The 12,815-nt window shown below is 71.1% G+C and carries 7 protein-coding genes; all 7 read left to right on the forward strand.

Annotated features, from left to right (window positions below; all coding sequences use genetic code 11):
• Positions 1–278: 278 nt before the first annotated feature.
• The 7 genes from WME79_RS02630 to WME79_RS02660 all read left to right on the forward strand — a co-directional run bounded on the left by WME79_RS02630 (position 279) and on the right by WME79_RS02660 (position 12,772).
• A complete protein-coding gene (locus WME79_RS02630; protein ID WP_437531460.1) occupies positions 279–2,720 on the forward strand; it encodes a thioredoxin domain-containing protein in 2,442 nt (813 codons plus the stop codon).
• Between the two features lie 471 nt (positions 2,721–3,191).
• On the forward strand, positions 3,192–4,997 hold the full coding sequence (locus WME79_RS02635; protein ID WP_437531462.1) for a GAF domain-containing protein: 1,806 nt from the start codon (positions 3,192–3,194) through the stop codon (positions 4,995–4,997).
• A gap of 12 nt (positions 4,998–5,009) precedes the next feature.
• Positions 5,010–6,701 carry a sensor histidine kinase gene (locus WME79_RS02640; protein ID WP_437531464.1) on the forward strand — a complete coding sequence of 564 codons (1,692 nt, stop codon included), beginning with the start codon at positions 5,010–5,012 and terminating at the stop codon, positions 6,699–6,701.
• Positions 6,698–7,723 (forward strand): TIGR02757 family protein, encoded by a 1,026-nt coding sequence (locus WME79_RS02645; RefSeq protein WP_437531466.1) that lies wholly within the window; start codon positions 6,698–6,700, stop codon positions 7,721–7,723. The genes WME79_RS02640 and WME79_RS02645 overlap by 4 nt, the downstream gene beginning before the upstream one ends.
• A gap of 692 nt (positions 7,724–8,415) precedes the next feature.
• Positions 8,416–8,541 (forward strand): hypothetical protein, encoded by a 126-nt coding sequence (locus tag WME79_RS02650; RefSeq protein ID WP_437531468.1) that lies wholly within the window; start codon positions 8,416–8,418, stop codon positions 8,539–8,541.
• Positions 8,542–8,545: 4 nt separating this feature from the next.
• A complete protein-coding gene (locus WME79_RS02655; RefSeq protein WP_437531470.1) occupies positions 8,546–9,745 on the forward strand; it encodes an alpha/beta fold hydrolase in 1,200 nt (399 codons plus the stop codon).
• Between the two features lie 93 nt (positions 9,746–9,838).
• Positions 9,839–12,772 carry an MXAN_6577-like cysteine-rich protein gene (locus tag WME79_RS02660; protein ID WP_437531472.1) on the forward strand — a complete coding sequence of 978 codons (2,934 nt, stop codon included), beginning with the start codon at positions 9,839–9,841 and terminating at the stop codon, positions 12,770–12,772.
• Positions 12,773–12,815: the final 43 nt, after the last annotated feature.

Consider the following 12,815-nt stretch of genomic DNA (forward strand, 5'->3'; position numbering starts at 1 on the left):
CCCGCATCCTGCTCAGTCAGGAGTGCAGAGCGCCCGTGACGGTCTCCCCCCCCCGCCGTCGAGCGGGCGCTCTTTTTTTTTCTCCGTTGCCTCGCTGGTCGGATGGCTGGCGGACGGATCTGCGGGTGTTTCTTGGCAGGCAGGCGCTCGCCGTCGGTGATCGCCGAGGCTCCCGTCGTGCGCCCGTCTGCAGCGCTGGCGCGCCGCGGCTCGGGCGACCTGAGCTGTGGCCGTCCGTGTAGGATCCCGTCCACGGACCGCGACACTCTAGGGGGCTCATGCCTGCGCTACCGCCGTTTTCCCGTCTGTTCTCGCTGTTGTTCCTCTGGTGCTTCCTCGCTGCCTGCGCGTCGGGCGCGGGGGGCTCGTCGTCCGCGGTCGAGCGGCCGAAGACGGTGGTCCTCCCCACCCCCGCGCCGACCGCTGTCGTGGCGGCCGAGCCCGAGCCGGAGCCGGAGCCGGGCACCGCCGTGCCCGTCACCCGCGCGGATCCGTGGTGGGGCGAGCCGCTCGCGCCGGTGACCCTCGTGGTGTGGGGCGACTATGAGTGCCCCTTCACCTCCAGGTACATGGCGACGCTGGAGCAGCTGAAGGAGGCCTACGGGCCCGATCGGCTGCGCATCGTCTGGAAGCACTTCCCGCTCGCGTTCCACAAAAATGCGCGCCCGGCGCACCTGGCGGCCGAGACGGTTTTTCGGCTCGGCGGGGCCGAGGCGTTCTGGAAATTCCATCAGCTCGCCTTCGCCAACCAGCGCTCGCTCACGCCGGAGTCGTTCGAGGCGTGGGCCGCCGAGGCGGGCGTCGATCAGGCGGCGTTCCACGCGTCCTTCGAGGAGCAGCGGCACGCGCCGAAGATCGACCGGGACATCGAGGCCGGCAAGACCGCGGGCGTCACGGGCACCCCGGCGACCTTCGTGAACGGGGTGCTCGTCAGCGGGGCGCGGCCCATCGACGACTTCCGGACCCTCGTCGACGAGCAGCTCCGGGCGGCCGAGGATCTCCGGCGAGCCGGCGTCCCGCAGGAGCGCGTCTACGCGGCCCTGTCCGAGCAGAACAAGGCGCGCGCTCCGGCCCCGAAGCCGCCCACGCCGCCGGCCCCCGAGGACACGACCGTGTGGAAGGTGCCTGTCGACGGGTCGCCCATCCGGGGCAACCCGGACGCTCCGGTCACGCTGGTCATGTTCTCGGACTTCGAGTGTCCGTTCTGTCGCAGGGTCGTCCCGACCGTCGACGGCCTCGAAAAGAAGTACGGCGCTCAGCTGCGCGTCGTCTTCAAACACAACCCGCTCCCCTTCCACAAGCGGGCCGAGCCCGCCGCGGAGCTCGCGCTGGAGGCCAAGGCGCAGAAGGGCGACGCGGCGTTCTGGAGCGCGTACGAGCTCTTGAAGACCGGGGGCCTCGAGGACGCGGATCTCGCGGCGCACGCGAAGTCTCTGGGCCTCAACGTGGCCCGCGCGCAGGGGGCCATCGCCGCCCGGCGGCATGCGGCGCGCATCGAGCGCGATCAGCGCCTCGCGGACGAGCTCGCGGCGAGGGGGACGCCCCATTTCTTCGTCAACGGCAGGCGGATCGCCGGCGCCCAACCGGCAGAGAGGTTCGAGGCCCTCATCGACGAGCAGATCGCGAACGCCGCGAAGCTCGTGGCCGCGGGCACGCCGCCCGCGAAGGTCTACGACGCGCTTCAGAAGGACGCGAGGGCTGGCAACCCGCCCGAGCGGATCCTCGCCCCCGCGCCGACCAGGGACAACCCCGGCAAGGGCGCGAAGCCTGGCGCGAAGGTGACCATTCAGATGTTCGCCGACTTCCAGTGCCCGTTCTGCAAGCGCGTCCAGCCCACGATCGACGAGGTCATCGCCGCGTATCCGGGCAAGGTCCGCGTCGTCTTCAGGCACCTGCCGCTCCCCTTCCACACGCGGGCGCCCCTCGCCGCCGAGGCGTCGATCGAGGCGTTCCGGCAGAAGGGCGAGGCCGGCTTCTGGGCGATGGCGCAGCGCCTGTGGGAGGACCCGTCCGAGAGCGGGCTCGGCCGGGGGGCGCTCGAGGGCCACGCGGCCGCGATCGGCCTCGACGTGGCGAAGTTTCGCGCCGCGCTCGACTCGGGAGCGCACCGCGCGGCGGTCGAGGCGGATCAGAAGCTCGCCGAGCGCCTGCACATCACCGGCACGCCGTCCTTCGCCATCAACGACTACTTTCTCGGCGGGGCGCAGCCGATCACGCACTTCAAGCGGCTCGTCGACAGGGCGCTCGGCCCGCACGATCCCCCCAAGAAGGAGTCGCTTCACGGCGCGGGCAAGCCCGCGGCGGGAGCAGCGCAGCCGACGCCGGCCCAGCCGAGCGCGGCGCAGCCGACGCCGGGCGCGGCGCAACCGGTGCCGGCCCAGTCCCCTGCGACGGTCGGCCAGATGGGGGCGAAGCACCTGCTCATCATGTATGCAGGATCACTGCGGGCCCGGGCGCACATCGTTCGCACGCGGGACGAGGCGCGCGCGCTCGCCGGGCAGCTGCTCGTGAGAGCGCAGCAGGGGGCGAGGTTCGAGGATCTCGCGACCCAGTACAGCGACGATCCGTCTGGCCGCGCGCGCGGCGGCGATCTCGGCACGTTCCGCAAGGGCATGATGGTGCCCGAGTTCGAGCAGGCGGTGGAGAACCTCGCTGTCGGCGCGATGAGCGGGGTCGTGGAGACGCCGTTCGGCTTCCACATCATCCTGCGGACGCAATAGCGAGCGTGCGCGGCCCCCGCAGGGGTGGATCCGCGCACGTGGGGAGTCCCAACGTCGGGCCTCCCGGATCGTCCCCCGGCTGGATTGGATGTAGGACGGGTATCCCGCTCGCGAAGAGAACGGCGGATGGCGTGGCGACGAGCGAGGCGGAGTGGCCCCGTTCAGCGCGATGGCGCGGCTCGACATCGGGGGACCTCCTGCCACGGGGGACACCCCGCGGCCGTTCAGTGGACGAACGGGTTCGTCCGCGGCGACTCGCGGCGCGGGCGGCGCGATTTCAGGTCAGGCCCGATTCTTCTTGCCGGTCCCGGTTGAGAAGATTTCGCGCCATCCTCCAAAGGTGTCCGCGCGCCCTCCGCGCGCTCCCCGTGCGGCCTGCGCGTTGACCCCTCTCGCACGCGTCGAGTAGAACGATCTTCGCGCCCGAGCGCGCCACCCAGTCAGCGCCAGCGCGGATTGGAACCGCAAACGATGCGTTGGTTCGTCGAGATCTCGTCGTTAGGCCAGAACGCTCCGCCGAGCAGGAAGGTGTGCGTCGAGGCCCCGCAGTGGCAGCCCGCGCTGCAGAAGGCCCGAGCGCTCCGCGGTGATGGGGGCCCGCTCAACAATTTCTCGGTGGATCTGCTGGAGAGCGGCTACCGAGCGATCGATCCGGCGACGCGCGTGCGGTACGTCGTGCAGCGCGCCCCGGACGACGCGGCGCTGACGGACGGGACCGACACGCCGGCGGGCGCGTCCCCGGCCGGGGCGGCTTCTCCAAAGCCGGCCGAGCCTGCGGGGCGTGTCGCAGGGAAGCGCCCGATCGCGCCCACGGTCCCGTTCATCTCGATGGGCACCGCGCTCCTCGTCTCGGAGCAAGCGGGCGCCCAGGCGCAGCCGGCGAAAGGCGGGGAGGCCGCGCCGGGGCGGGATGCGCCGCCGGAGCGAGGCGCCGCGCCGGAGCGAGCGCCCGCGGAGCTGCCGCCGTATCAGCTCATCTCACAGCGCGAGGAGAACCCGTCCGAGCGCTCACCGCTCACGTACCGAGAGTTCGTCTATGCGGTCGCGACCGGCACCCCGCGCGATCTCGTCAGCGCGCTGCTGGTCGATCGGCTCGAGCGCGCACGGCAGCGCATCGACGACGCGCGCCCGGGCAAGTTCATCCATATCGCCGTGTTCGATCACGTCTTCGACGGCCGGCCTCAACGCAGCCCGCTCGCGACCCTCGCCTGGAAAGACTGGCGCTCGGCCGAGCCCGAGATCCAGTTCCGCCCGCGCACCGGCGGCACCGCACCGCCGCCGGCCATGCCGCCTGCGGACGTGGCGCCGCCGGTTGCGGCGCCGCCCGCGGATGTACCGCCACCGGCTGTCGCGTCGCCGGCTGCCGCGCCGCCGGCCAGTGCGTCGCCTGCAGACCCCGCGCCGCCGGCTGCCGCGCCGCCGGTTGCTGCGCCGCCGGTTGCCGCGTCGCCTGCAGACCCCGCGCCGCCTGCGGCTGCCGCGTCGCCTGCAGACGCCGCGCCGCCTGCGGACGCCGCGCCGCCTGCGGACGTGCCACCGCCGGCCGCCGCGTATTCTGCGGACCTGCCGCGGCCAGCCCTCACGCCGCCGGCCGACGTGGTGCTGCTCGCCGTGCCGGCCGACGAGCAGGGAGCGCTGCCACGTCTCCAGCTCGTTCCGGAGCCACCCGAGGTCGCTGCACCCACGCCGGCCCCGCCGCGGCGGCGCTCCTCCTTTCCTCCGAAGAACGGGCGCCTCTCCGGCGACGACCTCATCGCCGAGCTGTTCGAGGCGTGCAGCGACCTGCACTTCCTCCAGGACACCCTCGCGGGCGCCGACTTCATCCTCGCGCTCACGCTCGACAAGATCCCGTGCGCCCTCGGCCTCGTGTCGCTGTTCGACATCAACCGGCGCGAGTTCGTCGTCGTCCGGCAGTACGGCGGCAAGAGCGCGCTCCTCGCCAGGCTGTCCGAGCGGGCGCCGCTCGCGATGGCCGCGATGCGGTCGAGGCGCGCCGTCGTGGTGCCCGACGCGGCCAAGGACGAGCGCGTCATGGACGAGCGGTGGAAGGCGATCGGCGTCGAGCTCCGGAGCGTCATCTGCGCGCCCGTCGAGCTCGCGGGCCGCTACCTCGGCCTCCTCGAGATCGGAAACCCGCTCGACGGCAAGCCCTTCTCCGAGAGCGACGGCAACGCGCTCACGTACATCGGCCAGCAGTTCGCGGAGTTCGTCGGGGCGCGCGGCGTCGTCCTCGAGCCCGGCCTCGTGACCGCGGGGGCGAAGAAGGCCGCCCGCTAGCGGAGCCGAGCGATGGACCTCCTCCCCTCCGCTGGGAAGCGCCATCGCGTCCCGTACTTCGCCCTCGTCCCCGCCATCGTCGTCGCCGTGCTCGTGCTCGGCGGGATCGCCCTGCGCACGACGTTGCAGATCGAGAAGGCGCGGCAGCAGACCGTCTTCGACGCGACGCTCACCCTCGCCGACGAGCGCGTCGACCGGCTCGACAAGCTGATCATCGCCCAGGACAACGTCGTCGCCGCGCACGTCGACGTGGCGAACCTCTCGGTCATCGCGCGGCGGTGGCTCCCCACGGCGGCCCGCGAGACGCCGACCGTGCGCGCCATCCTGGTCCTCGACATGGACAACGAGGCGCACGACGTGCTCGCGTTCGCCTCGCGCGGCGCGTCCGGGCGGGAGGACGACGCCTTCCGCAAGCTCCTGCTCGCCCGCCTCCTGCCGCAGATGAACTTCGCCGGCGACACGACCGAGCTGCGCCACCTCCACCACGTCATCGATCAGCAGAGCCTGCTCGTGAGCTACTGGCAGCGCGAGCACATGGGGCGCAAGTGCCTCATCGTCGCGTGGCACGAGGTGCCGCGCCTGGTCCACGAGGTGATGCCCCGGCTCTTCCGCGACCTCGATCGCGAGAAGAGCCGGATGAACGTCATCGACGAGGAGGGCCGCATCGTGTTCGGCCCGCCCATCATCGGCGGCGAGTTCACCGTCGGGCGCCCCTTCCCGACCACGCTCTACAACTGGCGCCTCCAGATGGCGCTCACCACCGCCGAGGAGCTCGGTGAGAAGGTCGAGCGGCAGCGCCTGATCGAGATCCTGATGGTCGGCTTCTCGGCCCTGGTCGCGCTGGCAGGGCTCGCGATCGTGGTGCTCGCCTCCGTGAACGAGCGGCGGCTCGCGGCGCTGAAGAGCGACTTCGTCGCGAACGTGTCCCACGAGCTCAAGACGCCGCTCTCGCTGGTCCGCATGTTCGGCGAGCTCCTCCTCGGCGGCCGCGTCCCGAACGACGAGAAGCGCCGCCAGTACCTGCAGATCATCGTGAGCGAGAGCGAGCGGCTCACCGCGCTCATCGAGAACGTCCTCGATTTCGCCCGCGTGGAGCGGGGCAAGGCCGCCTACGAGTTCGCGCGCGGGAGCGTCGCCGAGGTGGCGACGCGCGCCGTCGACATGTACCGCTACCGCGCCGAGCGCGAGGAGATGACCGTCGAGCTGACGATCGCCGAGGGGCTGCCCGAGGCGCTCATCGACGCGCGCGCGCTCGAGCTCGCCCTCGTGAACCTGCTCGACAACGCGCTCAAGTACGCGAAGGACGGCGGCCGCGTCGCCGTCGCGGTGGAGGCCGAGGGCGGGAGCGGCGGGCGCCTCGCCGCGCTGACGCGCCAGGCGAGGCGGGTCACCATCCGGGTGAGCGACCGCGGGCCGGGCATCGATCCCGACGAGCAGAAGCACATCTTCGAGCGCTTCGCGCGCGGACGGCGGGCGAGCGAGCGGCAGGTGCGCGGCAGCGGGATCGGGCTCGCGCTCGTGAAGCACATCGCCGAGAGCCACGGCGGCGCCGTGCGGGTCGAGAGCCCGCTCACCGACGACGGGCGCGGCAGCGCGTTCGTCGTGTCGCTCCCCGCGCTGGAGCACGATCGGGAGGCGCAAGAGCCCGCCGCGACCGCCGAGCCGGTCGTGGCCGATCCGGCGCCGGACGCGGGGTCGCCATGAGGGCGCGCAGGAGCGGCGAGGCGGCGCCCCGGTCGGGCGACGCCGCGGTCAAGGCGGCGCCCCGGCGGAAGGACGCCGCGGTCAAGTCGGCGCCCCAGCGGACGGTCCCCGCGGTCAAGTCGGCGCCCCAGCGGACGGTCCCCGCGGTCAAGTCGGCGCCCCAGCGGACGGACGCCACGCGGAGCGCCGCGGTCAAGGCTGCGCTCGACGGGGTACGCGCGCGGTGCGCCGTCGAGGAGCGCCGCGCGCGAGACCCGGTCTCCTTCGTCCATCGCTACACGGATCCGGCCGATCAGGAGCTCGTGGCGCTCATCGCCGCGTCGCTCGCCTTCGGCAACGTGAAGGCGCTCCACGCCAAGATCGGCGAGGCGCTCGACCGCCTCGGGCCGGAGATCGCCCTCACCGCCGACGACGCCCGGGCTGTCTCGGCGCGGCTGCGCGGCTTCCGGCACCGGATCTACCGCGATCGCGACCTCGTCGGGCTGATCGTCGGCGCGCGGCGGGTGCAGCGGGCCTCAGGCTCGCTCGGCGCCGCCTTTGCGGCCGAGCTCTCCCGCACCCGCGACCTGCGCCAGGCCCTCGGGGCCTGGGTGCGGGCGATCCGAAGCGCGGGCGGCCTCGACCGGCGTCCGGACGACCGCGGAGCGGCGCACATCCTCCCCGATCCCGAGAAGGGCAGCGCCGCCAAGCGGCTCATGCTCCTGCTGCGGTGGATGATCCGCCCCGCCGACGGCGTGGACCTCGGCCTGTGGCCGGTGCCCCCGTCGGCCCTCCTCATCCCTGTCGACACGCACATCGAGAAGCTCGGCTACAACATCGGGCTCACCGATCGCAGGGGCGCCACCTGGAAGACGGCAGAGGAGATCACCGCGGCTCTCCGCGGCTTCGATCCGACCGACCCGGTCAAATACGACTTCGCCCTCTGCCACCTCGGCATGCTCCAGCAATGCCCTTCGCGGCGCGATCCGGTCCGCTGCGAGGGGTGCGGCGTGAAGCCGGTCTGCCGCCACTGGGACGAGTGAACACGCCCCCACACGGCAGATTTCCGTCCGGAACAGTTACATGCCGATTCAGATCGATGACGTGAAGTCCTTCGAATCTGAACCAGATTGCATCTTTGATTTTCAAGGATGCAACGACGGCTAGTGGCGTTTGCTGTAAGTATTTGAAATTCTATTCTGAATAGGACGGCACAGAGCCTGCAAAAAGACGGTCGAGCGCCGTCGCGGAGACCTTCCCCCCCCAGGTCCGCGAGGCGCTTTTTTCATTTTGTCTCCGGCAAGCGCATGAGCGCGGCCGTTCGGCAGACGGCACGGCAAGAAGAGCGCCGCAACGGAGCCCCCCCGAGCTCTGCTGCGGCGTTCTTCTTGCCGTGCCCCCCTTCCCGGGTGCTTACGGAACCCTTGCCAGCTCTCTTGTCGCCCTGGCGTATTGCGACCCGCATGCCAGTTTCCGGGGCCGGTAGATCTGGAACCTTTGTGCACGCCTGTGCTGGAGCTCTCAATCTCGCGCCGCGGTAGGCCTGGGCACATGGTCATGTCCTTGCGAGACGTGAATCCCAGGGAAAACGAGCCGTTGCCAACGTGCGTTTCCGCCAGGGGCAGTCGCCCCAGGCGCTGTCCGGCTCGATGGGGTGGAGTGGCTTCCGGAGCGCTGTGTGACTTTTTCACGCGCTGCGGGAGATGATTGTGAAACATGCTGTTCCCATGGATTCATGATCATCCAGACGAGCGAACCGGGTTGCGGCCTCGACGAGCGGCTGGCCTGTGTTCCGTCCATCCTGGTGAAAAAGAATGTCGAGGTTGCTTGCATGCGGAAGCAGCGCCAGCAGGTAGATTGACCGTATGGTCTGGACATTCGGGGCAACCCTCCTGGTGGCGCTGGCGCTCGCGGTGCTGGCGGCGATCGGGCTCTGGGCGCACCTCCTTTACTGGGTCAAGCGGCTGACGCTGCCGCTCGAGTACAGCGTGGAAGAGGTGCTGCGGACCGAGGATGGCGCGCCGATCGAGATCCGCCGCGTCCCCCGGCCGGACGGCGCGGAGGCGCAGCCGGACCTGCCGCCGATCCTGCTGGTCCATGGGCTCGCCGCGAACCACAGGAACCAGGACATCCACCCCGATTACTCGCTCGCTCGCCACCTCGCCACGCTCGGACGTGACGTGTGGTTGCTGACGTTGCGCAGCGGCCGCCTCCTCACCCGCGCCGAGCGCCGCAGCGTCCGGTTCTCCGCCATGGTCCGGTACGATCTTCCCTGCGCCATCGAGGCGATCCTGGAGCGCACCGGCGCCCGTTCGCTGGATTATGTCGGCTTCTCCATGGGTGGCATGCTCCTCTATGCCGCGCTTGGCCGGAGCGTCCCCGGCGATCGGGTCCGCCGCGTCGTCATCGTCGGCTCGCCTGGCCGGATCAGCACGCCGGTGCGCCTCATGCGCTTCCTGCCGGGCCGGCTGCTGCCAGGCGTCCCGCTCCGCCTCATGGCACGCAGCGTCGCGTTCGCGTCAGAGTGGTTGCCGACGCCGATCCATCACGCCGTGGCCAACCCGCGCAACGTGCCTCCCGGCGTCACACGGCTCGCGCTCGTCAACTGCATCGAAGACATCCCTGCAGCGCTGAACGCCGACTTCGCCGCCTGGATGGCGAGCGACGGGGAGATCCGCGTGGACGGCGAGAGGGCCCTGGACGGCCTCGCCTCGGTCGCGGCGCCGGCCCTGTTCATCGCAGGCAGCGCCGACAGGATAGCCCCCGCCTCGGCGGTGCGCGCGGCCTTCGACGCGTGGGCGCGCGATCGCCCGGAGACGCCGAAGCGCTTTCTCGTGCTCGGGCGCGACTTCGGAGCGCGAGAAGATTACGGTCACGGCGATCTGGCCGTCGGCGCCTATACCGGCGTCGAGCTCTTCGAGCCGATCGCTCGTTTCCTCGGCCCCGATCTGCAGGCCGAAGACGCGCCAGGGCCCGAGACGGGCGCTGTGGCGCTGGAGGCCATCCAGGCGCGTCAGCCGACATCCGACGAGGCCGCTCCGATGCCGGATCTCCCGGCCGCCTGACGTCCGATTGCAGAACGAAAGCGAAGAGGGGTACCCTCGACGCCGGATCTCTCGGAGCCACGCGGTGGCCGGCCTGTCCGCCGAAGGATGTTCATGCGTCACCCCGGATTGCGCGCCAGATTCGAGCTGTCGTCGATGGCGCTCTGGCTGACGGTCGCGGCGCTCGTCGCCCTTGCCGCCCTTACCGCGTCCTGCGCGGGGGACTCGGCCGCCGCGCCGTGTGATGACGGCCTCACGCTGTGCGGGGGAGCGTGCTTCGACACGCAGGCCGATCCGGCTCACTGCGGCGGCTGCGACGGCGTCTGCGCGAGCGGGAAGCGGTGCGAGGCGGGCGTGTGCATCGGCGGGGCGGGGGGCGGGGGCGTGGACGGAGCGGGGGGCATGGACGCGGCCTCGACGGGCGGCGCGGGCGGCGGGCTGTGCGCCCCCGGCCTCGTGGCGTGCAGCGGCGGCTGCGTCGACCTCGACACCGACGCCGCCCATTGCGGGGGCTGCGGCCAGGAATGCGCGGCCGAACAGCGGTGCGAGGGCGGCGCCTGCCGCTGCGCCTCCGGCCTCACCGAGTGCGGCGGCGGCTGCGTGGACGTGGAGAGCGATCGGCTGCATTGCGGGACCTGCGAGGCCCGCTGCCCCTTCCACGAGGCGTGCGTGGGGGGGACGTGCGTCTGCGACGAGGGCTTCGCGGTCTGCGGCGGCAGGTGCGTCGATCTGGCCGTCGACCCGGCGCATTGCGGCGCCTGCGGCGCGGCGTGCGCCCCGGGGCTGTTCTGCCGAGAGGGCGCGTGCGCTTGCGCCGTCGGCGACTACGAGGACGTCGGCTCGACGGTCCCGCAGCTCCTGACGGGCACCACGGTCGGCGCGGAGACCTATTTCTCGCTCACCTGCATGGCCGCCGGCTCGACCGAGTTCGTCTACAGGTTCACGGCGGAGGAGGCCGGCAGGTACAAGTTCGACACCGCCGGATCGAGCTACGACACCGCCATCGGCGTCCTGGACTTCGACGCCTGCGAGGAGCTCGCGTGCAATGACGATCGCGGGAAAGCCCCGACGGGCAGCGCCTCGGTGGCCCTCGAGGAAGGGCAGAGCGTCCTCGTCGTCGTCTCGGGCTACGACGGCGCGCAAGGCGACTTCGCCCTTCACCTCGACCGGATCGCGCCGCCGGCGTGCCCGCTCGGCACCCTCGCGACGGCTCTCCCGCAGAGCGTCACCGGGGACACCTGGGGGCTCGGCGACGCCGTCTCGACGGGCTGCGGTTCAATCGACACCCCCGACGCGAGCTACAGTTTCACCGCGCCGCGCGCTGGCAGGTACATCTTCGACACGTCCGGCTCCACGTTCGATACCGTCCTCGAGCTGCGCCGGGGGTCCTGCTCCGGGACGGTGATCGCTTGCAACGACAACGCCATGGGCGCCGCGACGTCGCGCCTCGTCGCGAACCTCGCCGAGGGCCAGACGGTGGTCGCGGTCGTCGACGGCATCGACGGCGGAGCCGGGCCATTCACGCTCAACGTCGCCGAGTACGTGCCGCCTCCATGTCCGGAGTTCACGCTCGACGCCACGTTTCCGCAGACGGTGACGGGCACCACGGCTATCCCGGATCGCGTGAGCGCCCTCCCGTCGCCCTGCACCAGCAACAGCGGCCCCGAGGCCACCTATGCCTTCACCGCGCCGGCGACCGCACTCTACACCTTCGATACCTTCGGCTCCTCCTTCGACACGGTCCTGCACGTCCACGAAGGGACATGCAGCGGCGAGAGCGTCGCGTGCAACGACGACACCTCTGGCCGGCAATCGCAGGTGAAGGTGACGCTCAGCGAGGGAGAGACCGTCTCGGTCGTCGTGGACGGCTACGCTGCGGTCGCCTCCGGCGCCTTCAAGCTCAACGTGAGCCAGACCTTCGTCCTCCCGTGCCCGGTGCTCGATCTCGGGTCGACGGTGCCTCAGACAGTGACGGGGACCACCGCGGATGCGGCCGACGTCCTGCGCCCGAGCTGCGGCAGCGGCGGCGCCGGCGAGGTGACCTACAGCTTCACCGCGCCGGCGGCCGGCACCTACGTCGTCGATACGTTCGGATCGAGCTTCGACACGGTCCTCTCCGTCCTCGACGGCAGCTGCTCCGGGGCCGTGCTCGCGTGCAACAACGACGCGCCGGGAAGCGAGCAGTCGCGGGTGACGCTGGAGCTCGCCCAGGGGCAGACGATCGTCCTCCTCGTGGACGGCGGCGCCGCGGGCGCGTCGGGCGATTTCACGCTCAACATCGCGCCGTTCTCCGGCGGCGGCACCTGCTCGACGGCGATCGATCTCGGCTCCGCCGTCCCGCAGCTCGTGACAGGGAGCACCGCGGAGCGGCCCGAGTCCGTTCGCCCGGCCTGCGGCTCCTCGAATGCTCCAGACATGATCTACCGCTTCACCGCGCCGGAAAACGGGCTCTACATCTTCGATACGTTCGGATCGAGCTTCGACACCGTACTCCAGATCTTGAACCAGAGCTGCACGGGGACGTCGCTCGGGTGCAACGACAACATGGACGGTAAGCAGTCGCGTATCGCCCTCAGCCTGACCGCCGGTCAAACCGTCCTCGTCGTCGTCGACGGCAGCGGCACGAGCTCCGGCGACTACGTGCTCCAGGTGGACCGGTTCACCGGCCCGGGGACGTGCGCGACGGCGATCCACCTCGGATCGGCGCTGTCGCTCACCAGGACCGGCACCACGCGCGGCCAGCCCGACGCGGTGAGGCCAAAATGCGTGTCCGCAGCGTCCGTGACCTCTCCGGAGGCGGTGTTCACCTACACCGCCCGGATCGGCGGCACCTATACCATCGACACGATCGGCTCGTCGTTCAACACCGTACTTCATGTCCACACCGATGGCTGCGGCGGCACCGAGCAACAATGCAACGACGATCTGACCGACTCACGAGCGTCGAGGGTAAAGATCGATCTCGCCCCCAATCAGACCATCACCGTGGTGGTCGACGGGTACAATGGAGCGTCCGGCGACTTCACGCTGAAGATCGCCAAGCTCTGAGTCCGCGCCGGATGTGCCCTGGAGCCGGCCTGACGACGGCGTC

Origin of the sequence: Sorangium sp. So ce726 (genome assembly GCF_051521405.1) — a bacterium.
Taxonomy (GTDB): domain Bacteria; phylum Myxococcota_A; class Polyangia; order Polyangiales; family Polyangiaceae; genus Sorangium.